Here is a 22,303-nt window from a genome sequence, read left to right as displayed (position 1 = left end):
CTCTTAAAGCCCCTTTGGGTGGGCACTAAAGCGACTTCCTGCTTTGTCAGGCAGTTTGGAAAGGACCAGTCATTACACTGCTCTGCCTTTCGCGCACTAAGTCGCTTTATTGCCCACTGAGAAAGTCCGAGACTTATTCGCAGGTTCCCTAACCCTATCTCTTAATTTCAGGTAGAATGTAAGGGCAATTTTGACCAACTGATGTAGATACAATGGATATCATTTTCCTACTTATTCCAATCGCTATTGTCCTTGCCGGATTTGCCATCTGGGCATTCTTTTGGAGCGTAAACAACGGCCAGTATGATGATCTGGAAAGCCCGGCTCACAGCATACTGTATGACGATGATGAAGATCTCATTCCAGAAGATGCCAGGGTAAAACCGGACAACAAACAGGATGACTGAAGCCGTAAGCCTGACCACCGCTTTTCTTCTAGGACTCTTAGGTGGAACCCATTGCCTGGGTATGTGCGGTGGTATCGCTGCAACCGTCTCGATGGGCGCACCATCCGGCGGTAAAGGCGTTGCACTGCTTTTAGGTTATAACAGCGGAAGAATCATTAGTTATGCTATTGCCGGAGCTATCTTTGGCAGCCTTAGCTGGTTAATAGAAAATATTACGATTCAGCTCATACTACGCAGCTTTGCAGGATTAATGCTGGTATTAATGGGCTTATACATCGCTCAATGGTGGCAAGTACTAACCCAGCTGGAGCAAGCTGGCGGGCACATTTGGAAAAGAATCAGCCCAGCCGCTAGTCGGTTATTACCAGTTAAGAATTTATATCAAGCCGGCCTGCTTGGGCTATTATGGGGCTGGCTGCCCTGCGGTTTAGTCTACAGCACTCTAATCTGGGCCTCCGCGGCTTCAGACTGGCAATTAAGCGCCCTTTTAATGATTATGTTTGGCTTGGGTACACTTCCCAGCATGTTATTGACAGGGTTATTGGCCAAGCAGGCCAAAGAGATACTCCAGATGAAGCTGACTAAGCATATTGCCGGCATCATCATCATATTAATGGGATTATTCACCATCCCATGGGCCGGCTTAGCTGGGTTGTAAAAGTTTTAATAGTTTTCGAGGAACGCTTTCGTGGATAATAATTTGATTAAATGGGATCTGGACCTGATCAAACGCTATGATCTTTCCGGCCCGCGTTACACTTCTTATCCTACAGCCGTTCAGTTTGATCCTGAGCTGTCTCAACAGGACTTGGTAGAAACAGGCCAGACTACTGCTGATCTGGAAGCACCTCTTTCTTTGTATGTGCATATTCCATTCTGTGAACACGTTTGTTACTACTGCGCATGCAACAAAGTCATCACCCGTAACCGTAAGAAAGCTCAACCCTATCTCGATACGGTTTATCGAGAAATGGAACAGTTATCAAAATGGTACAGCAACAACCGACCTGTTACTCAGCTCCATTGGGGAGGCGGCACGCCAACCTTTATCAGTCACGAGCAGATGATCGAGCTGATGGACCAGATGAGAAAGCATTTCAACCTGCTTGATGATGACAGTGGTGATTACTCTATCGAGATCGATCCTCGGGAAGCTTCACTGGAAACCATTAAAGTCCTGCGCGACATTGGCTTTAATCGCATCAGCCTGGGGCTTCAGGATATTGATCCTAAAGTGCAGGAAGCCGTTAACCGTGTTCAGTCGGTGGAACAAACCGCTGCAATTTTGGAAGAAGCACGTCGCTTAGGCTTCCGTTCTTTGAACCTGGATCTGATCTACGGCCTGCCTTATCAGACCCTAGAAGGGTTCAACGCGACGCTGGATACTGTGATCGAGATGAACCCCGATCGTCTGTCAGTGTTTAATTATGCCCACCTACCTGATCGTTTCAGGCCGCAACGTCATATTCAGGAAGACACACTTCCATCACCTGAAACCAAGCTGGCGATTCTGGAATCGACAATTAATAAGCTGCTTGAAGCGGGCTATGTTTATATCGGTATGGACCATTTTGCCAAACCAGATGATGAACTGGCTGTTGCCCAGCGCACCGGGAACCTGCACCGCAACTTCCAGGGGTATACCACCCATGCTGAGTGCGATTTGATTGCGATGGGTGTTTCTGCAATTAGCCAGGTAGGTTCTGTTTACTATCAAAACGAGCACGAAATGGCTGCTTACAGCGCTGCTGTTGAAGATAATCAAAATGCTATTAAGCGCGGCGTTTCTCTGACACAAGACGACATTATCCGTCGCCAGGTTATCACTCAACTGATCTGCCATTTCGAATTAGACAAGCGCACTATCGAAGAAGCCTATTCAATCAAATTTGATGATTACTTCGCCGATGCTCTGGCTGAGCTACAGGCATTCACAACTGACGGGCTGATCGCACTAGAAGAAAACCTGATACAAGTGACGCCTGCTGGTCGATTGCTTATCCGTCGTATTTGTATGGCGTTTGATGCTTATATCCCTAAGGATCAGTCAACACAGCGTTTTTCGCGGATTATTTAACTTCCCGAATCTGTGCAAATATTACATAATCAAGCTAAGTAGCCACTTGATATAACACGACAGGACACAACTATGGGTGATAATAAGGCAACAGAAGGGAAACTGCGGAGCTTGCAGCAGGTTAGCTGTAATACGTGTAGCCTCAGCTCGCTATGCCTGCCCGTTTCCCTGAACATGACTGAAATGGAACGACTGGATGACATCATTGAGAAAAGTCGTCCGTTAAAGAAAGGTGAACACCTGTTCCATCAGGGCGGCCCTTTTGCCAGCGTTTACGCCATCCGCGCAGGAACCGTTAAGACCTACACCATTACTAACGAAGGTGAAGAGCAGATCACCGGTTTCTATTTCCCTGGTGAATTGGTTGGCATGAGTGGATTTGATAGTAATCAATATCCTGTTTCTGCAAAGATTCTGGAAACCACCACGGTCTGCGAAATCCCCTTCGAAAGGTTGGATGAGCTTTCTGGGCAGCTGCCAGAATTACGCCGTCAGCTTCTTAGAACCATGAGTAAAGAGATTCGTGAAGAGCAGCAGATGATGCTGCTACTATCTAAGAAAAATGCAGAAGAACGAGTTGCTACTTTCCTGGTTAAGCTATCCCATCGTTTCAAAGTACGAGGCTATTCAGAAACCAGCTTCCGTCTTTCGATGTCTCGGAATGAGATCGGTAACTACCTTGGCCTTGCAGTTGAAACCGTTAGCCGTATCTTTACCCGCTTCCAGAAATCCAACCTTCTTCAGGTTGAAGGCAAGGAAGTTCATATCGAAGATCTGGACAAGCTGTATGAACTGTCTGGAGAGTGTCAGCAGGAAGAAGCTGTCGAGCAAAACCCTTTGATGTGTAACAAAGGAAATTGCTCCTGATCTAGAGCACTTCAGACATAAAAAAGCACCGGTAAGCATGCTTACCGGTGCTCGCTAGTTGCACAATTAAGTAGCCATCTCAATGTGTAACCCAACACCCCAATTAAAACGTTTGAGCCAAATTAAAACATTGAGCCACGTCAAATCGTAGCCGCTAAGGAGTTTTTCATGTCATATGACGAGTGTTATGTGAAGTCTGTCATCAGAACTATTCCAGACTGGCCTGAACCGGGCGTTCAGTTCAGAGACATCACTCCGCTGTTTAAAGACCCCAAAGCTCTACGCATGATCTCCGATGCGTTTATCCAGCGCTATATCGATAGTGAAATCACTCATATTGCCAGTATCGATGCTCGTGGTTTCCTGATCAGCTCTATCATGGCTTACCATCTGAATATTCCGTTAGTACTGGTACGTAAAAAAGGCAAACTGCCAGGTGAGACTATTCACCAGGAGTACAAACTTGAATACGGTACAGCTGCGGTTGAGATGCAACTAGATGCAGTAACTGAAGGCGATAAAGTGCTCGTCTTTGATGATCTGATCGCCACTGGCGGAACAATTCTGGCCGCATGCAGCCTGATTAAAGAGTTGGGAGCTGAGGTTTACGAAGCAGCAGCGCTGATTGATCTTCCTGACCTGCAAGGCTCCAGCAAGATTCAAGACGCAGGTGTACCTGTTCACAGCCTCCTAGCTTTTGAAGGCATCTAAACCGAATCTTTAGACCTTGATCTAAAAACCTCCTAAACGGCTTGCATATTTCTTTTGAGAATATCAATATAACTCAAAACAAAAACAAGCCGTTCTGGAGCCTCTATGCGCCGCTTTATTCCTACGTTACTTGTCGCTTGCACTCTTAGCCTCTCCCCAATACTTCATGCTGAAGAGGTTGCCCTTCCTTTTAATGGAATCACATTGAATGCTGATCTTGAAGGAGTAAACGAAGGTAACCTTGAGCGGGTGGTTTTAATTACCCACGGCACGCTGGCTCACAAAGACATGGAGATCATCCAAAGCTGGCAGGAACTTCTTGCTGATGAAGAGATCCCTAGTCTGGCAATCAATCTTAGCCTTGGGCTAGATAACCGAAAGGGGATGTATGATTGTGCGACCGCGCATACCCACAAGCATACTGACGCTATCGATGAAATTAACGCCTGGGTCGAGTGGCTAACTGAAAAAAAAGGTGCTGAATCGATTATACTCGCCGCCCACTCCAGAGGCGGAAACCAAACTGCCTGGTTTAGCAATCAAATAAATAATGACAACATCAAAGCGCAGATCCTTCTGGCCCCACAAACATGGTCTGAAGATGAGGAGATAAGCAGTTATGAAGAACGCTACAAACAACCTCTCGCGCCGATCCTAGCTAATGCGTTACAACAGAAAACAGATAAGAACCTAAATAAAACTGATTTTATCTATTGCGAAGATACTGAAGTTAAAGCATCCAGTTTCATCAGCTACTATCAGCCAGATAACAGATTCGATACTCCCACACTGTTAAAAAAAGCCACCATACCGACGCTGGTGATTGCAGGCAGTGAAGACACCACAGTCAAAGACCTACCCGGCGCCATGGAAAGTATTAATAACTCGCTGGTTACCACCCTTGAAATTGAAGGCGCTGATCATTTCTTCCGCGATTTGTACATGGATGAGGTGATAGAATATTCGCTGGAATTTATGGAGCAACTCTAACCAGATGCCTTTACTAAAAGCCCTCATAGCTCTCTTCTGCCTGCTACCCGGATTAAGCCTGGCTGCGGGCATGCCTATGACGAAAGATCTTCAAGCTGCCTATAACAAAAATGGTTTAAACAACCAGGGTCAGGGCAAGGTTGTTCTCCTGCTGGTCTCACAACCCAACTGTAGTTATTGTGTACAAATTACCGAAGAGATCCTCAAACCTATGCTGATCAGCGGTAATTACAAACAAACCACCGTATTCAGTGAGCTGGAGATCAACACAGGCGGGCAGATTGTCGACTTCAATGGAGAGAAGGTCGATGCAACACAATTTGCCCGACGCTATAACGCCTGGGCAACCCCAACACTTCTTTTCCTGGACGGACAAGGTCGTGAAGTGTCCAATAAGATGGTCGGGATCAATACGCTTGAACTCTATGGTTATTACGTAGATCGCTCCCTCGAAAAAGGATTTATAAAAATAAACCCCTGATCTTCTTTTCCCCTCTTCCATCGATGAAAAAACTTGCTAACATGCACTGCCGATTTATCTCATTGGAGTTGCTATGTGGTTTAAGAATGTCATTTTTTATCGTCTCAACGAAGCGTTTGAATATAGCCAGGAGCAACTCCAGGAAAAACTTAAAGAACAGGCTTTCACGCCATGTAAAAGCCAGGAATTAAGTCGTTACGGCTGGGTATCTCCATGCCAGCAACTTGATGAAATGTATGCTCATCAGGTCCACGGCATGTTTATGCTGGCAGCACGTAAAGAAGAGAAAATATTGCCAGGTGCGGTTATTAAAGAAGCAGTTGGCGATAAAGTCGCTCGTATCGAAAACGAACAAGCTCGAAAGGTCTATAAAAAAGAACGCGACCAGCTTAAAGACGAAGTCATTCTTGATCTACTTCCGAGAGCGTTCAGTAAATTTCAGCAGACTTACGCGCTAATCGCACCTGCTCAAGGCTGGATAGCGGTAGATGCATCCAGTCACAAACGCGCAGAGGAACTGCTTTCACATCTACGCGGCACCCTTGGCAGCCTTCCGATTGCATTACCGGATGTTCAACAGTCTCCTTCAGCTGTCATGTCAAACTGGCTTGAACATAACGATAGCCTGCCTCAGGGCTTCGAAGTACAAGACGAGTGCGAGCTACGTGATAACGTTCTGGAAGGCGGCGTCATTCGCATCAAAGGCCAGCAACTTGAAGATGAAGAGTTCATAGCCCACCTTGAAGCGGGTAAACGCGTGGTAAAACTTGCACTTGAGTGGGATGAGCAACTGCGCTTTATGCTCCAGGAAGATCTGGCTATCAAACGACTAAAACTTAGTGAGCAACTTCAGGAAAAAATGGCCGATGAAGCCGCCGAAGATGAAGTCGCGCAGTTTGATGTTGATATGGTTCAGATGGGCCTGGAATTTGCCAAACTTTATCCAGCACTGATTGCTGCATTTGGCGGTGAAGCTCAACGTCCATGAATTAATATAGCTCCCATCGAGTAATAATCTGGTCGATCTGAAAAGCTTACCTATGGTACTTTTGTGTAATAACGAATAATATATTAGATATATCTAATTTATAGCGGTATTTACATGAAAGCAGAGCACAATTCATACTCAAAACTGGCCCATTTTCCTGCTGCATTTTTTGCTATGGTTATGGGCCTTACTGGTTTGACGCTAGCCTGGGAAAAGGCCTCTCAGGTATTTTCCAGCTCAATCCTGATCCCTAAAACCCTGCTGATTATAAGTGCCTGCTCATTTTTGATCATTGTCTTGATCTATCTGTTCAAAATCGTTCGCCACCCTCAGGCGGTAACCGCAGAATTCAACCATCCAATTAAAATGAGTTTCTTTCCTGCCTTCAGCATCGGTTTGATTCTTCTCAGTGTTGCGACTTTGCAGATCTCGGCTTCGCTTTCAGAATATATCTGGATTCTAGGTGCATCTATCCATCTAATTTTCACCCTCTATGTACTGGGACAGTGGCTACATCACCCTAAGTTTCAGGTAAACCACAGCACTCCCGCCTGGTTTATTCCGGTAGTAGGAAACATATTGGTGCCTATTTCAGGCGTAGAACATGGTTATATCGAGGTAAGCTGGTTCTTCTTCTCTATCGGCCTGGTTTATTGGATCCTGCTCAAAACACTTATTTTCAACCGCATGTTTTTTCATGATCCACTTCCCGAGAAGCTACTCCCAACGCTGTTTATCTTGATTGCCCCACCCGCAGTTGGCTTTATCTCCTACACTAAATTAAACGGAGAACTAGATAACTTCGGCCGCATTCTTTTTTACGCCGCGATGTTTCTGGTTATGTTACTGTTATCACAATTACCCAAGTTCACCCGTATTAAGTTCTTTATGTCCTGGTGGGCTTATTCGTTCCCTCTTGCAGCGTCCTCTGTCGCTGCCATGCTCATGTACCAGTTAACGCCATCTGCTTTTCTGTACGGGCTTTCAATTGGATTACTCGCACTCTCGACTACGGTCATTACCATCCTGTTTGCCAGAACAATGTTGGCCATCTACCGTAATGAAATCTGTAAACCTGAGTAGAAGCAGCTCTTAAGCGCATAAAAAAACCGCCATTTAGGCGGTTTTTTTTATCTTCGGCAACTTAGGAAATTAGTTAGCATCACCGACCGTAGTCAGGCCCAGACTGGTCCACGCCTGCATGCCACCACGATAATATTTCATCTTGCTTGCTGGGTAACCTGCTTCAAGCATTGCCCGAATCAAAGTAGGTGTCTGACCGCACCAGTAACCATTACAGAACATCGCCAGTGTTTTGGCCCCAGAGAAGTCGTAAGATCCATCAGATTTCTGGGTAACCCCAAACTCGTCCATGGCATCCGCTGCTGATTCTGCCTCTTTCATTACTGTGTAAGGCACATTTACACTGCCCGGAATCGTTAAGCGGTAGTGCCAGCCTTCAGTACGCGTATCTACAATCAAGACATTCTCATCAGATTGTGCATCTTTCATATACTGAATGAACTCGGGTTCAGCAATCGTTTCAACATCGTGTGGCTCAAATGGGCGAATTGGCTGCGGAGTGCCACGGAAGGTCGTGCTATATAGCTCATGCACGGTATTTTTAGGATCCTGATTGCGCATAATTTCGACTTGCTCGCCATCATGCTCCACAGTAATCGAATACACACCCGGTGCAATCATAGCTTTTTTTCCGCCACCTTCAGCCATTGTAATGGGTGAAGTAATCAATGCAGCGGCAAGCGCCATACCTGTTACCGTTTGCTTAAACATCGCCAACCCTCTCATCTATTATTATATATTTATTCAGTAAAGTTATATGCGATTCTGTCACAAAAACAGGGGCTAAGTCATTAACTCCAGTATAAGACATTAGAATAAGCTCAATAAGCAATTGCTTATTTCAGACTTTTAGATCCTCAAGCAGATCAACGCTGAATTTATCGGCCTCCGAGTCCAACTGCTTCTCATTACACAAGGCGATAAATTTCTCTTCACGCTTAAGGCTATCAGCATGGCCAAAGTCATTCCCTTCAAGGCTCTGTAGTTGAAGCGTCGCTTTATGGTAGAAAGCCAATACAGTTGCAGCTGTTTGATCACCCTCTTCTAACTGCTTTTCCCAGCGATGACGATGGTTTTGTATCTTTAAAGCCTGTCGTTTCAAATTCCATGCATAACGCAGTTCATCAAAATAGGGACGACTCTTAACCTGAGTAAAACCAGCAATGGTTATCACCGCGCCTAACAATACCCCACTTAGATTAACCCAGGTATTTGAACCCTCAGGGTTGCCAAACTGTTGCCTGAACAACGCACTTAATGACAAACCAATAATAGCGAATATGATACATAGCACGACAGCAACCTTACGTTGCTTTTGTTTATAGATGGCTTTGTCGATCTCTTGTAACTGCACAACGATATCCCTGAAGTGGATGAAATAAATTTACTTGCAGTAAGGCACTGCAAGTGTAGACTTAGCGCCTTGTAAATTAACCCCCCTTTCTATCACAGACAGATGTATTCCGTAAAAGAGATTTTCTTCAGTTTGCAAGGTGAAGGTGCGCAAAGTGGACGCGCATCAATTTTTTGCCGTTTTGCCGGATGTAATTTATGGTCCGGTCGTGAGCAAGATCGAGAAAAAGCCGTTTGTGATTTCTGCGATACTGATTTTATTGGTACTGACGGACAGAACGGGGGGAAGTTTGAAACGGCCCAAGCACTTTGTAATTTTTTACAGGAATTCTGGCCAAACAACTCCTCAATACCACCTTACATTATCTTTACAGGTGGCGAGCCTGCCCTTCAGCTAGATCAGGATCTTATCGATTGCTGTCATGAGTATGGTTTTGAAGTAGCTGTTGAAACTAACGGCACCAAACCCCTACCTTCCGGTATTGACTGGGTTTGTGTCAGCCCTAAAGCTGATGCTGAGCTTGTCATCACTAAAGGTGACGAGTTAAAGCTAGTCTACCCACAAGCCTTAGCGATGCCGGAAAAGTTTGCTTCACTCAACTTCCGGCACTTTTACTTGCAACCGATGGACGGCCCAGCCCGCCAACTCTATACCAAAGAGGTCATCGATTATTGCTTGCAACATCCAAAATGGAAATTGAGCCTACAGAACCATAAAGTGCTTGGAATAGACTAGCGGTTAGTTTTTTTATTTCATTTTGGGTTATGCAGAGCGCCCCAGTCTCTCACGTAAGGGTAGGTTGCGATAAACAATCAGCGCAAAGACTGGCAGATTCATCAATACCCCATAAATAAGTGCACTCGCCGACATCTCCGCATTTTGCAATATTCCACCCGTAATTAACAACGCCGTGGCTGCATTCTGAATTCCAACCTCTACAGCCAGCGATACTTGCTGGGACTCATTAAGCTTGATTGCCCGTGCAACAGCAAAGCCTGCCAGCATTGCCAAAGCAACCAGACATAATACAGCTGGCCCTAATTGAACAAGTAATCCAGGTAACGAATGCCAATTAGATTTAACAATTCCGAAGACAATGAGGATCAGGAACAAGCACGCTAAGAACTTCACGCTTTTTTCAATTTTACGACAGAAAGCTGGCCAATGATGGTTAACAGCAATACCGAGAACAGCAGGAAGTACAGCAATAACAAAAAGCTTTATTGTCGCTTCTATCACAGGGAAATTAATCGCGGCGCTCTCACCTAACCAATAATTGAGCGCGAAAACAGTGAACAGCGGCATAGTGAAAGGGGTCAGCAGGCCCGAGAGAGCTGTCAAACTAACCGATAAAGCAGTATCCCCCCTGGAAAGGTAGGTAATCATATTAGACGTCGCACCACCTGGTGCAAATGTCAGAATCATTATGCCAACTGCGAGCGGAGCTGGCAGTTGAAACAAGGTTACGACAGCAACACCCAACACAGGCAATAGCAGCATCTGCAACATAACACCGGCGAAAACTGATCTCGGCTGCTGCCAGAGAGAAGTAAACTGGCTAACATGCAATGACAGACCAACACCCAACATGATAAAAAACAGCGCCAAAGGCAGTACGACCTGCGTGATTACTTCGCTCCCCATAATAACTCCCTCACCAAAATTAACCCGATACTAAGGTCTTAACCCAAAACACTCAATGAAGAACCTCCAAAAGAGTCAAATTCAGGTAATTCCCCATATTATCGGCTTTGCAGCCCCCTACCCACATTAGCTGTGGATAACTCTGTTAATTATTTCTTCAAAACGTCATCAAACCCGCATAGTTACAGAGCACCATACAAACTGTCTATTTTTTAACCAGATCGAGAAATGTTATTTATTATCAATACGTTATATATGTCAATATAAAAAAACAGTCAATTTCCACCTATAAACTTGAGCGAATATTCATAAAAAATCTAAGCGGTGTAAAACCTATTTTCAGATGAAACAGCCGAGGCACCAAAACGCCGTAATAACGCTACCTTTGAAGAAATATTCAAACAAGCTCCGCTGAACATAATTCAACAGCCCTAAAGCAAACAATACAGAAAGTTAAAATTACTCTATATTGGCCTGAACCTAACTCCATAAACTAAGATTCACTTACAAGCTGATAGTTTTCGATCGAGCTTATAAAAAATTCTAATAGCCAAATAAGACTTACATATGCAAAGGGACCAGCAGCAACAAGCTGCAGCGCAAAAAGTTACCTGGATTGGCGCAGCTCTTAATCTGATTTTAGGGATTATTAAAATCTTCGTTGGCCAAGTGGCTAATTCAACCGCGCTGATTGCAGATGGTGTTCATTCACTATCTGATCTTCTATCTGACATTTTGATTGTCGCTATTCTACGCATTTCCGGCAAAGGCCCTGACCGAGAACATCCCTGGGGACACGGGTATTTTGAAACCATTGGTACGGCAATACTCGGTTGCCTTCTGATAGCAGTGGCTGGGGCTATGGCATATGAAGGAGCCACTCAATTATTCAGTCATAGAGAGCTCCTATCTCCCGAATGGCCTGCTCTGCTCGTTGCAGGGATATCAATACTTGGAAAAGAGTGGATCTTTCGCTATACCCTGTCGATCGGCAAGAAATTAAAATCAGACCTACTGATTGCGAATGCTTGGCATAGCCGCACTGACGCACTGTCTTCTATCATCGTTTTTATCGGGGTTGCTGGTGCTATGTCTGGGTTTGAATGGCTAGATAGCCTGGCCACTGTTGCTGTGGCATTACTTATAGCCAAAATTGGCTGGGATCTTAGTTGGAGCAGCCTTAAGCAACTTGTAAACACAGCTCTCCCTCAAGATGAGATCGACAAATACTGTGAACAAATCCTGGCAGTCGATGGCGTTGTTAATGTTCATGATTTCAAAACGCGTATGATCGCGAACAAAAAGGTTTTAGAGCTTCATCTTCAAATTCATCCTGCTATGAGCGCATCAGAAGGCCACTACATTGGCCAACAGGTCTGTAAGGTGCTTATGGTAGATCCCGATATAGGTCACATTATTTACCATATAGATACAACCGATGATGCAGGGGAACAGATTGATCTTCCCGACGGCAACGCCCTCCCTTCCAGGCAATTACTTGAGCCTTTAGTAACCGATACGCTCAGCAGCCTTGATACTGATATTGAGCTCTACCGGTTAGCAATTTTCTATCAATCAACTTCGGTTGACCTTGACGTGCTCATTCGCTGCCCACAGCCCTCTACCCTTGAAAAACAAGGGCTGACACCCAATCAAATGGTTTCAGCGATTCGCAATAGGATCCAATCAGAGAACGACGGCGCACCTTGGCTAGGCAAAATTTTTATCGCGGTAGGAGATAAGGGTTGAATCAGTATTACCCATGTTCTGAAAACTTTCAGTATGAAACCGAAGTTAAACATAGTCGCTTTATCACTTACATTGAGCACACGCCTAGCCCTCAGGATGCACAAGCCTTCATAGTAGAGATAAATCAACTACACCCCAAAGCCAACCACAATTGCTGGGCCTATATAGCGGGTACCAGAGACAACCTTAGGTGCTGGAACTGCAGTGACGACGGAGAGCCTAAAGGCACCGCAGGTAAACCTATGCTCAATGTATTGGAACACAGTGAACTGTGTGAAATTACGGTCGTTGTTACTCGCTATTTTGGTGGTATAAAACTGGGGGCTGGAGGGCTTGTCCGCGCTTACAGCCAGGCGGTATCTCAAGCATTAAAAGAATTAGCTACCACGCAGAAAATTGAGCTGATCCCTTTTACACTCTCCCTTCCTCACCACCTCGTTGGAGATATCGAGCGAGCCCTTGCAATCCCAACTCTACAGATAGATCAAAGAGAGTGGACTGATAAATTGCTAATTACCGGGAAAGGCACCCTTCACGATTTACAGAGTCTGAAACAGTCGTTAACTAACGTTTGGCACCTTATTGAATATAAAGATGATCAGGAAAGCTGATCCGCCCTTTCACTCGTTATCAAGCATCCGAAGGAACCTGCGAACAAGTCCTGGACGACTTTTCTATGCCCACTGAGAAAGTCCGAGACTTATTCGCAGGTTCCATTATTCACAGAAATTCCGGCGAGCTTGAAAAAAAGTATTATACTGAGGAGCAAGGTGGAATTTATTGAAGTATTCAATAACCCCGCCGATACAATCCACTAAGTGTTTTTGGTGATGACAGGGATTTTTTCATCTGAAGCTGTTCCCATATTTAAACGCTTGTTTTAAAGTTATCAGGTTGCCGATCAATTAAGCGCGGCGCAGGTATACTTTGTGAGCGCTCTTATGATGTTAACGTTCGTTCAACCAGAATAGCGATAGAGGTAGTATGAAGTTCGCTGAGAATAACAATCAGGCTGCAGAGTATCTTCGTCGGGCCATTCCCCTGATGGTACAGCACAATATCCCACCCAACCCTCTGAACTATGCCTTGTGGTATACCTACGTCAGTGATCGCGTCCCGGAGCTAAATGTACAGCTCGATAAAACACTGAACACCTACGGCACTTGCCCGGCAATGCTGAGTGAACAGTTGTTCCGCGAGCATATGATCAAAGATGAGATTCAGGGTACTGATGATATTCAAGCGAGCCTGATTGGTCTTATCAATGACCTTCATGAACATGCAGGTGAGACCGCCAGTAAAACTGAAGAGTTTAATGACGTATTGGCTGAAAGCCTCGATAGCCTGCAATCTAAAGAAGATGGCGAAATTAGTCTTCCCTTGGAATCAATCATCCAATCGCTATCTACTCATACCCGATCTATCTCAGATACGGCGCGTATGTTTCAAGAGCGAATGGAACAAGCTCAGGCAGAGATAGAATCACTAAAAGAAGAACTCAATAAAACCCGTCAGGATGCCCGTGTCGACCCGCTGACAAATCTGTTCAACAGACGGGCATTCGATGCAGAATTAGCTCAGGTTGTTGGCTTAAATGGCAGTGAATTTACATCTTCACTTGTGCTGGTTGATATCGACCATTTTAAAAAGTTCAACGATACCTATGGGCATCTGATGGGTGATAAAGTCCTGCAATATGTTGGCAAGTTACTCAAAGATATCTGTTTAGAACCGATGCTACCCGTTAGATTCGGAGGCGAAGAATTTGCTGTACTTATGCCGGGAACAAGCAAAGAACAAGCCTTTGAAATTGCCGAAAAAGTTCGCTTAAAAATTCAGGCTATCCGAATCAAACAGAAGAAGTCCGGGGACATTATCAGCTCTATAACTGCATCATTTGGCGTGTCTCAGCTAACAGATGCTGAAACGGTTGAACAGCTGATCGAACGCACCGACCAGGCACTCTATCAAGCCAAAAATAACGGCCGTAATCAGGTTGTTATCTCTTCCTCTTCTTAAGAACAAAATTCAACGCTGGAATGGACAGTAGGAGCTACTTAGGTAGCTCCGAACTCTTTTATACAATTATTATTCACAGATCAAAATCCTCGAAAGCTCATCGAGCAATCAGGAAATTTCGTTATTAGCTTTCCACTGGTACTTTCCTGATTTTGTATTAATGAAACACGTTTACAAATAATCAATATTTAAAATTAACAATTCATTAGTTTTTCGACACTTAGTTATTAAGCATTCCCTTATATAACTATTTACACGCTGGACTGTTTAGCTGACACTAGGGCCATGCTATTTAGAACATCATTATTAATACTGCTGTTAATGTCCGCTTCTGCTCAGGCTGAAAGCCGTCTTCACGTATTTGCAGCCGCTTCTCTGTCCGCTCCGTTACAGTCCATCACTAACAACTTTATTAAAAAAGCGGGTATCGAGGTCGCTATTACCTTTGCTTCGTCTTCGGCACTTGCCAGGCAGATTAAACAAGGTGCTCCCGCATCAGTTTTTATAACTGCTAATCCTGATTGGCTGGACTACATTGAGAAAGATAACTTAATCCTTCAAAAGAGCCGGCGCACAATTTTAAGCAACCGGTTGGTAATAGCGGCACATAAGGAACAAGACATTGCTCCGTTTTCTTTTCCTGAGCACGCTTCAGTTGAACGACTGAAGCTTGACTCACAAAGGCGAATTGCGACAGGGAACCCTGAACACGTACCGTTGGGAATGTATGCCAAAGAAGCCTTAAGTAATTCAGGCTTATGGCAAAGCTGGCGCCCCCTGCTAGCACCCAGTAATAGCGCACGTTCAGCGTTAGCACTGACAGAACGACAAGAAACACCTATTGGAATACACTATGAATCGGATATTCAACAGTCCAATAAATTAAAGCGCCTGAGCATTATCCCAGAGAGCTATCACACACCTATAAGATATGAAGTCAGCCTTATAAGGGGTGATAAGCTTGACCCGGCAAGCCAATATTACGATTATCTATTTTCGAAGGAAGCAGGATCTGTTTTCCGTCATTATGGGTTTATTGTATTGGACTCCCACCAGTAATGTTTTTATCCGAGTATGAGTTATCAGCACTGATCTTAAGTCTCAAAGTATCTGTGACTTCTGTTGTCATCAGCATTCCCTTGGCTGTTATCATCGCCTGGTTATTAGCTAGAAAAAACTTCCCGGGTAAAACCCTTTTAGACGGTATCGTTCACCTTCCATTGGTACTTCCCCCTGTCGTTATAGGCTACCTGCTGCTGATTTCTTTTGGCCGTCAGGGCTGGATCGGTAAGCCTCTTTATGAATTAACCGGGCTTAGCTTCAGCTTTAGCTGGCAAGGCGCTGCGCTGGCTGCGGCGATCGTCTCTTTTCCATTGATGGTCAGAGCCATCAGGCTCGCAATTGAGGCGGTTGACATAAAACTGGAACAGGCCGCCCGAACACTTGGCGCCTCGCCTTGGCGCGTATTTATGACTATCACCCTCCCCTTAACGATGCCGGGTATCCTTACAGGGACTGTGTTAGGTTTTGCCCGCTCCTTAGGTGAATTTGGTGCGACTATCACTTTCGTATCGAACATCCCTGAAGTCACCCGCACGATTCCTCTGGCGATGTATTCATTTATTGAAACACCTGGCGCAGAAGCAGAGGCAGCCCGTTTATGTATTATTGCTGTTGTAATCGCCTTAAGCTCCCTTCTTCTTTCGGAGTGGTTAACCCGCGCTACACGCCATAAATTGGGGGCGCCACATGCTTAAAGTTTCGATTAATACATGTCTGGGCCAGTTCTGCCTTGATTGCGCATTTGATGTTCCTAAAACAGGCGTCACGGCTATTTTTGGCCGTTCGGGGTCTGGGAAAACCTCGTTAATCAACCATATTGCGGGCCTGCGAAGTGCTGAAGCGGGATTGATTCAGCTCCATGGAAGAGAGCTGTATAACTCTGAAACAGGCATATATCTTCCTCCCGAGAAACGAAATATTGGTTATGTATTTCAGGAACCACGATTATTTCCCCACTATTCTGTTCGGGAAAACCTGCTTTACGGAGTAAGAAATAAAAGTGATTCTGAGCTGTTCCAATTGATAATCCAGCTACTCGCGATTGAAACACTACTCGATCGAAGACCTACTACCCTATCAGGTGGAGAAAAACAGCGGGTTGCGATTGGCCGGGCGCTCCTTACTGAACCCGATCTTTTGCTGATGGACGAGCCACTCGCCTCTCTGGATCTTCCTCGAAAGAAAGAACTTCTTCCCTATTTATCCAGATTATCCAAAGAGTTTGAGATTCCAATCCTATACGTAACTCACAGCCTTGATGAGATTATTCAGTTAGCTGACCATATGATTTTGCTGGATCAAGGCAAGATTACTCAATCAGGGAAAGTAGAAAAAATCTGGGGCTGTGAAGAGATGCGTCCCTGGCTAGAAGGTGACAGCCGAAGTAGCCTTCTGACAGGCGAAGTTAAACAGCACCATAAAGAATACCCGATGACTTCCATTGTTCTTGATGCAAACACTTCACTGTGGATGCCTAAACTGGATTTATCTCCAGGGCAACAAGTCCGCCTCAGAATCAGGGCTAACGATGTTTCACTGACTCGAAAGATGCCAGAAAGCAGCAGTATCAGAAATATCCTGCCAGGAAGAATTAGTTCGATGAAGATTGATGCGAATCAGCAAATTGAAGTCAATCTAAAGCTTGGTGACAATCAACTGTGGTCACATATTACTGCCTGGGCTAAAGATGACTTAGCCTTGCAAGAAGATGATCAGGTTTTTGTTCAGATAAAAGGGATCAGTCTGACAAAAGACGATTGGATTGATCTTTAGAAACATACAGTTATTTGTTGATTAAACGATCAATAAATTAAACTTTTACTCAGACCTGCTGTCATAGATGAATCACAAAACCCGTGTTATTCTGCTATAACGAAACAATCTGAGAACCTGTTGAAATCATCATTTATGACCAGTATTTCAAAACGCACCGCTACCCATTATCTAATCGCGATGATTCTGTTTTCCGTATATGGGATTCAGGTTTGTCCGTTTCTTGATTCTCTGACACCGGCCCAGCTTTTAACGCCAATCCTGGTTGCGTTTATCGCCCAGGGTTCTATCAGAGCCGTACTGGAGAAATGGATTCAACAGCTCCCTTACAAGAGCCAGGTTAGAGCTCAATTCAAAGTCGATATAGGGCTTTTTCTAAGTTCAGGTATCTTGCTAGGCCTATACAATACTGTCCTGTATTCATTCCCTTTGGAGAGCGGCGGTAAAGTATTAGTCGGCATGTCAGTTCTTGGCTACCTCATCGCTTGTGAGCTTGCACTTTACCGTGAATATCAGCTGGCCGGTGAGCTAAGTGCCCGTAGCGAGCATATAGAACCCGATGCCGACCCATACCCTTTAACACATAAATTCAGCTGGTTCGCAGCAATCTGCGCAATATCCGTTATTGGCGTAGTTTTTCTCGTCATCAACAAAGACCTTGAGTGGCTGGTACATACCGGTGACAGCATTCCTCTGGCAACCTCGCAGCGTTATATCCTTGGAGAGATATTATTCGTCGTCGGGATCGTTATGGCTTACATCCTGGCCATTATTCTGGGCTACTCCCGTAACCTGAAGTTTTTCATTCTCGCCGAGAATCAGGCGTTAAAACAGGTTTCGCAGGGCGAATTGCAAGTAGAAGTACCTGTTACCAGTAATGACGAATTTGGCCTGATGGCGCTGCATACGAATCGTATGATTCAAGCCTTAGCCCAGCGTACCCAGGAACTAAGCGTAACAAGAGATGCAAGTATTCTTGGTCTGGCGAGTCTCGCAGAAACCCGGGATAACGAAACAGGTGGCCATATTCTACGAACTCAAAACTATGTGCGGGCGCTAGCAGAAGAGATGAGCAAGTTACCTGAGTTTTCTGACCAATTGGATCAGGAAACGATTGAACTACTCTACAAATCGGCACCGCTGCACGACGTTGGTAAAGTCGGAATACCCGATAATATATTGTTGAAACCGGGCAAGCTGACCGATGAAGAGTTCTCGATCATGAAGCAGCACCCACAGATTGGTGCGGATGCTTTAGAAGTAGCGGAAAAGCAGTTGGGCAGTAACTCTTTCCTGCGAATTGCCCGTGAAATAAGCCTGACACACCATGAGAAATGGGACGGTAATGGTTACCCTAACGGCCTTAAAGGCTCCGACATCCCGATCTCTGGTCGCTTAATGGCTGTTGCCGACGTCTACGATGCGCTGATTTCAAAGCGCGTTTACAAACCCGCGTTCAGCCATGAAAAGGCCAGAGATATTATTGTTGAGGGAAGAGGCAGCCACTTCGATCCGGCTGTAGTAGATGCCTTCCTCAGTATCGAAGAGCGCTTTACTCAAATTGCTGCTGAGTTTAGTGATGACAGTTTAGCTGCCTGAGCAGGCTGCTTGCAGACACAAAAAAGCCGCAGTGAATACTGCGGCTTTTAAAATTACAGCTTATGAGCTTACGCCAGGTGAATGGCTTCCATCTTACGTGCATGTGCAGCACCAACACGGCAGCCATACACGCCCACTTCACCTTTCCAACGCATCCAGGTAACGAACTGACCCACGGCTTCGATCATTTGACTAAAGATAGAAACCTTCTCTTCCTGGCCTTCAAACGCGCCCATTGCCTGCAGTTCAGCGGCAATCCGGCGATCATCATTTGCTACACCAGTAAACTTCATACCATTAAGATTCATGCTTAATACCTCAAAAACTTGCAGACTAGACTTAAGTATAAAGCATTCTTTTGCGCTGCACAATATTTGTTCAATTCTGCGTTTTTCTATCCGTCAACAAATAAAAGCAAACTGGGTATCTTGCTGATCCCACATCCATAGGTTTTCGTTAGTAATATGGATGCCACCACGCCATAGATCGATTTTGTTATCTAAATGCCACTGCCTTCTGCCTTGAAGCGCTTCAGCCCCCTCCGGAGTCAAACTGTAATGCGGATCATCACCACTCCCTGTGGTTTTAACGTAAGGAATCTCTGCATTTAATAAGCGCTCAAGCTCTAACTTTACTGACAAATCCCCCATAAAAGGATCAACTTCAAGTTGTTGCAGGTGATGAAAAATCCGTCTGAAAGAAGCAGGTCCAGTTAAGATTTCGTAATAACGTTGTTCAGCACTCTTCCCTTCGGGTAAGCCGTCATTTCGCTCAAGCCCCTTCAGTTGCTGTTCTAATGCCGGCAACTCATCAGGGGCTCTTAAGAGAGTTAACAGCAGATAGGTTTGGGTTAAGGTCAACCCGGTTTCCGTGGCGGGAAACTCACAGCAGAACCGCCGTAAAGCACGGCTCATAAATGGCCAACCAGGCACCTCTTCTGAAATAATATTTTCAAGCGACTGAGGTGTAGATTCTGTTAACTGTTTCCAGATATCACCTGCTATTTTCAGATCAGCTCTGGAAACAGGCACTCTTTGCGGATATAGCTCAGTAAGTATATCCGGCGTTAGGTTACCTAAACCATGAAATACCGGCACACTCGGATGGTCATCTATACAGATGATCGATATCTCAGGCAGCTGATGCGCAAAATCCAATAACACATGGCATATCTCAAGTAACTGCAACTGATCATAAAGGTCGTGTTCAAACCACAGCACTATTTCATCAAACTGATCCAGACTCGCTATCACCCGATCACGCGCTAGAAAATCCTGAGTTATTTGCGCAAGCGAACCCTCTTCCGCGCTGCCGGTCGTTTCCAGAAACCATTGGAGGTACTCAATTCGATTACAACGATGCGTTGCCTTATCTATTGCCAAAGGGCCATCATGTAAAAGGTCTCTCCAGCAAAGCACCTCACCTTCAACCCCTTTAGCATCCTTGATCATCTCACCGGCACAGTCACCATTTGTGATGTGTAATTTCACCTTCAACTCCTGGTATCAATCATCCTTTGCTCAAGAATACGCTTTTACCCCGGTCAGGTCATGCTTCAGGTATCACGGCCAATAGATCAGTAATCGCCAAATCCATTCCCTTTTGGCTCAGAAGCGTAGTCACCTGTCCGCGGTGATGAGTTTGATGGTTAAAAAAATGCTGGAGCAGATAACCAAAACGCTTCTCAAACTTGTAACCCTGCATATTGCAGTAAGCTAAGGGGAGATTCAGATCATAAACTTCTATCTGATCACAAAACTCTATTATCGTACGATCCAATAAGTAGCGAGCATTTCGCAGATCGTCAAAATCAGAATGCAGAGTAGCCCCGAGACCTTGGGGTTGAGGCATAGCCTTTACTGTGGTCAAAGCAGCATAGCCCGCAGGGTGCTCAGCAAAGCGCTTGAGCCAGATAATATCCCCCACCATCACATGATTCAGGGTGCCCGATATTGAACCAAAAAACGCGCCTTCATCTTTTTCCAAAGATGCTGCCGACAGTTCAGAAACTGCTTCATACAGACTCTCATTCATCCATTGATTGTATTGAGCCATAAGCTCGAAATGGTCTTTCAATGTCATATTGCCTCCTATGCAGAGAAACAATCTAAACAGACTAAGATGACAACTTGTAGAAAGCTGCCCCATAGTAGGTAAAATAGTCCGCTTTAATTGATCAGGTCCTTAATATGCTCTCTGTGCTGGTAATTGGTTATGTATGGCCGGAACCCAACTCCTCAGCTGCGGGCTACCATATGACCTCGCTACTCAGGCTTTTTCGTCAGCAAGGCTGGCGGGTCAATTTTGCCAGCCCGGCACAGAAAACCGAGCATATGATAGACCTTCAGGATGAAGGAATCAGCTATCATCCTATTGCGCTGAACTGCAGCAGTTTTGACCAGTATGTCACTGAACTACAGCCTGACATTGTCATGTTTGACCGTTTCATGATGGAGGAGCAGTTTGGCTGGCGAGTTGAAAAGTGCTGCCCTGAAGCGCTGAGGATCTTAGATACTGAAGATCTGCAATGCTTACGCAATGCCCGACATCATGCGATCAAGAAAGAGCGGAAAATGGAAGATGGCGACCTGCTCTCCGACCTTGCAAAACGAGAAATCGCGGCGATCTTTCGTTGCGACCTTTCCCTGATTATCTCTGATTTTGAATTTGATCTGTTACAACAAAAATTCAAAGTGCCGGCAGCGATCATTCATCATCAACCTTTTCTTCTCGATCTTGCAAAACTCCCGGAGCATTGCCCTGGCTATGCTGATCGCCAGCACTTTATGATGATCGGTAACTTCAGGCACGCCCCTAACTGGGATTCAGTCCTACAGATGCAAAAACTCTGGCCTGAGGTACGTAAACGTTTAAAAGAGCAAGGCCACCCTGAAGCAGAGCTTCACATCTGGGGCGCTTATCCTCCCCCAAAAGCAACGGCTTTGCATAACCCCAAAACCGGGTTTCTTATCAAAGGATGGGCGGACAGAGCCTATCAGGTTATAAGTTCAGCCAAAGTTTGTTTAGCGCCGCTGCGCTTCGGGGCTGGAATAAAAGGTAAGCTACTGGATGCAATGGTTTGCCAAACGCCAAGTGTCACAACCGCTATCGGCAGTGAGGGGATGCTCGACGATGAACAGCATTGGCCTGGCAAGGTTGCCGATACCGATGAAGCGTTTATTCAGGCAGCCGTTTCACTGTACAGTAACCAAACAGCCTGGGAAGAAGCTAACAGCTATAGCCGTACAGTTTTGTCAGCCCGCTATGATGGCTCGATGACAGGACCTATGCTGATTAACAGAATTGAGGCAATTAAAAATAATCTGCAGCAACACCGCTTAAACAATTTTATGGGGCAGATGCTTAACCACCATAGCCTTAAGAGCACACAGTATATGTCGCAATGGATTGAGGCAAAAAACAAGCTGGAATCTGATCAAACTGCGTAACCACCTTGTAACAGTTTTGTCTTAATCTGCGCTATTTTTAACGAAAACGG

The 22,303-nt window shown here is 45.2% G+C and carries 24 protein-coding genes; 18 read left to right on the top strand and 6 right to left on the bottom strand.

Features of this window, described 5'->3' with window-relative positions; genetic code table 11:
• The first annotated feature begins 212 nt into the window (after positions 1–212).
• From ccoS to MED92_RS16710, 9 genes are all read left to right on the top strand, one after another.
• Positions 213–407, top strand: coding sequence for a cbb3-type cytochrome oxidase assembly protein CcoS (gene ccoS / locus MED92_RS16750; RefSeq protein ID WP_007022774.1), 195 nt, complete (start codon positions 213–215; stop codon positions 405–407).
• Complete coding sequence (locus MED92_RS16745) at positions 400–1,065, top strand: sulfite exporter TauE/SafE family protein (RefSeq protein ID WP_007022773.1); 666 nt, start codon at positions 400–402, stop codon at positions 1,063–1,065. Before ccoS ends, MED92_RS16745 begins: the two co-directional genes overlap by 8 nt.
• Before the next feature lie 30 nt (positions 1,066–1,095).
• Positions 1,096–2,484, top strand: coding sequence for an oxygen-independent coproporphyrinogen III oxidase (gene hemN, locus MED92_RS16740; RefSeq protein ID WP_007022772.1), 1,389 nt, complete (start codon positions 1,096–1,098; stop codon positions 2,482–2,484).
• 72 nt (positions 2,485–2,556) lie between these two features.
• Positions 2,557–3,351 (top strand): fumarate/nitrate reduction transcriptional regulator Fnr, encoded by a 795-nt coding sequence (gene fnr, locus MED92_RS16735; RefSeq protein ID WP_007022771.1) that lies wholly within the window; start codon positions 2,557–2,559, stop codon positions 3,349–3,351.
• 168 nt (positions 3,352–3,519) lie between these two features.
• The gene (locus tag MED92_RS16730; RefSeq protein WP_007022770.1) at positions 3,520–4,062 is read left to right on the top strand and encodes an adenine phosphoribosyltransferase; all 543 of its coding nucleotides are present in this window, start codon (positions 3,520–3,522) and stop codon (positions 4,060–4,062) included.
• Positions 4,063–4,167: 105 nt separating this feature from the next.
• Complete coding sequence (locus MED92_RS16725) at positions 4,168–5,052, top strand: alpha/beta hydrolase (RefSeq protein ID WP_007022769.1); 885 nt, start codon at positions 4,168–4,170, stop codon at positions 5,050–5,052.
• Between the two features lie 76 nt (positions 5,053–5,128).
• Positions 5,129–5,533 (top strand): thioredoxin family protein, encoded by a 405-nt coding sequence (locus MED92_RS16720; RefSeq protein ID WP_238321527.1) that lies wholly within the window; start codon positions 5,129–5,131, stop codon positions 5,531–5,533.
• Between the two features lie 73 nt (positions 5,534–5,606).
• Positions 5,607–6,521 carry a recombination-associated protein RdgC gene (gene rdgC / locus MED92_RS16715; RefSeq protein WP_007022767.1) on the top strand — a complete coding sequence of 305 codons (915 nt, stop codon included), beginning with the start codon at positions 5,607–5,609 and terminating at the stop codon, positions 6,519–6,521.
• 114 nt (positions 6,522–6,635) lie between these two features.
• Positions 6,636–7,604 (top strand): SLAC1 anion channel family protein, encoded by a 969-nt coding sequence (locus MED92_RS16710; RefSeq protein ID WP_007022766.1) that lies wholly within the window; start codon positions 6,636–6,638, stop codon positions 7,602–7,604.
• A gap of 69 nt (positions 7,605–7,673) precedes the next feature.
• Here MED92_RS16710 and MED92_RS16705 read toward each other — a convergent pair whose 3' ends face one another.
• Both MED92_RS16705 and MED92_RS16700 read right to left on the bottom strand, forming a co-directional pair.
• Entirely contained in the window at positions 7,674–8,315 is a 642-nt protein-coding gene (locus MED92_RS16705) for a rhodanese-like domain-containing protein (RefSeq protein WP_007022765.1), read from the bottom strand.
• Positions 8,316–8,445: 130 nt separating this feature from the next.
• Entirely contained in the window at positions 8,446–8,958 is a 513-nt protein-coding gene (locus MED92_RS16700; protein WP_007022764.1) for a DUF3087 family protein, read from the bottom strand.
• Positions 8,959–9,060: 102 nt separating this feature from the next.
• On the opposite strand from MED92_RS16700, the gene queE reads away from it, so the two are divergent.
• A complete protein-coding gene (gene queE / locus MED92_RS16695; RefSeq protein WP_007022763.1) occupies positions 9,061–9,693 on the top strand; it encodes a 7-carboxy-7-deazaguanine synthase in 633 nt (210 codons plus the stop codon).
• Between the two features lie 27 nt (positions 9,694–9,720).
• Here queE and MED92_RS16690 read toward each other — a convergent pair whose 3' ends face one another.
• Positions 9,721–10,602 (bottom strand): bile acid:sodium symporter family protein, encoded by an 882-nt coding sequence (locus MED92_RS16690; protein ID WP_007022762.1) that lies wholly within the window; start codon positions 10,600–10,602, stop codon positions 9,721–9,723.
• A 567-nt stretch (positions 10,603–11,169) separates the two neighbouring features.
• Between MED92_RS16690 and MED92_RS16685 the strand changes: the two genes are divergently transcribed.
• The 7 genes from MED92_RS16685 to MED92_RS16655 all read left to right on the top strand — a co-directional run bounded on the left by MED92_RS16685 (position 11,170) and on the right by MED92_RS16655 (position 18,804).
• Positions 11,170–12,351 (top strand): cation diffusion facilitator family transporter, encoded by a 1,182-nt coding sequence (locus MED92_RS16685; protein WP_007022761.1) that lies wholly within the window; start codon positions 11,170–11,172, stop codon positions 12,349–12,351.
• Positions 12,348–12,962: a YigZ family protein gene (locus MED92_RS16680; protein WP_007022760.1), complete on the top strand. Its 615-nt coding sequence runs from the start codon at positions 12,348–12,350 to the stop codon at positions 12,960–12,962. Before MED92_RS16685 ends, MED92_RS16680 begins: the two co-directional genes overlap by 4 nt.
• Before the next feature lie 373 nt (positions 12,963–13,335).
• Positions 13,336–14,370: a GGDEF domain-containing protein gene (locus MED92_RS16675; RefSeq protein WP_007022759.1), complete on the top strand. Its 1,035-nt coding sequence runs from the start codon at positions 13,336–13,338 to the stop codon at positions 14,368–14,370.
• A gap of 321 nt (positions 14,371–14,691) precedes the next feature.
• Complete coding sequence (modA, locus tag MED92_RS16670; RefSeq protein WP_007022758.1) at positions 14,692–15,429, top strand: molybdate ABC transporter substrate-binding protein; 738 nt, start codon at positions 14,692–14,694, stop codon at positions 15,427–15,429.
• Positions 15,429–16,127: a molybdate ABC transporter permease subunit gene (gene modB, locus MED92_RS16665; protein ID WP_007022757.1), complete on the top strand. Its 699-nt coding sequence runs from the start codon at positions 15,429–15,431 to the stop codon at positions 16,125–16,127. The genes modA and modB overlap by 1 nt, the downstream gene beginning before the upstream one ends.
• Entirely contained in the window at positions 16,120–17,205 is a 1,086-nt protein-coding gene (modC, locus tag MED92_RS16660; protein ID WP_007022756.1) for a molybdenum ABC transporter ATP-binding protein ModC, read from the top strand. Before modB ends, modC begins: the two co-directional genes overlap by 8 nt.
• Positions 17,206–17,325: 120 nt before the next feature.
• The gene (locus MED92_RS16655; protein ID WP_238321526.1) at positions 17,326–18,804 is read left to right on the top strand and encodes an HD domain-containing phosphohydrolase; all 1,479 of its coding nucleotides are present in this window, start codon (positions 17,326–17,328) and stop codon (positions 18,802–18,804) included.
• A 68-nt stretch (positions 18,805–18,872) separates the two neighbouring features.
• On the opposite strand, the gene MED92_RS16650 is transcribed toward MED92_RS16655, so the two are convergent.
• The 3 genes from MED92_RS16650 to MED92_RS16640 form a co-directional block, all read right to left on the bottom strand.
• Entirely contained in the window at positions 18,873–19,112 is a 240-nt protein-coding gene (locus MED92_RS16650) for a hypothetical protein (protein WP_007022754.1), read from the bottom strand.
• Positions 19,113–19,205: 93 nt separating this feature from the next.
• A complete protein-coding gene (locus MED92_RS16645; protein ID WP_007022753.1) occupies positions 19,206–20,294 on the bottom strand; it encodes a DUF1835 domain-containing protein in 1,089 nt (362 codons plus the stop codon).
• A 58-nt stretch (positions 20,295–20,352) separates the two neighbouring features.
• Complete coding sequence (locus MED92_RS16640) at positions 20,353–20,886, bottom strand: DinB family protein (protein ID WP_007022752.1); 534 nt, start codon at positions 20,884–20,886, stop codon at positions 20,353–20,355.
• Between the two features lie 107 nt (positions 20,887–20,993).
• Here MED92_RS16640 and MED92_RS16635 point away from each other — a divergent pair, with 107 nt between their 5' ends.
• Complete coding sequence (locus MED92_RS16635) at positions 20,994–22,253, top strand: glycosyltransferase (protein WP_007022751.1); 1,260 nt, start codon at positions 20,994–20,996, stop codon at positions 22,251–22,253.
• The last annotated feature ends 50 nt before the right edge of the window (positions 22,254–22,303 follow it).

This window comes from Neptuniibacter caesariensis (assembly GCF_000153345.1).
GTDB lineage: Bacteria > Pseudomonadota > Gammaproteobacteria > Pseudomonadales > Balneatricaceae > Neptuniibacter > Neptuniibacter caesariensis.
This window is presented reverse-complemented; position numbering and strand designations above follow the sequence as displayed.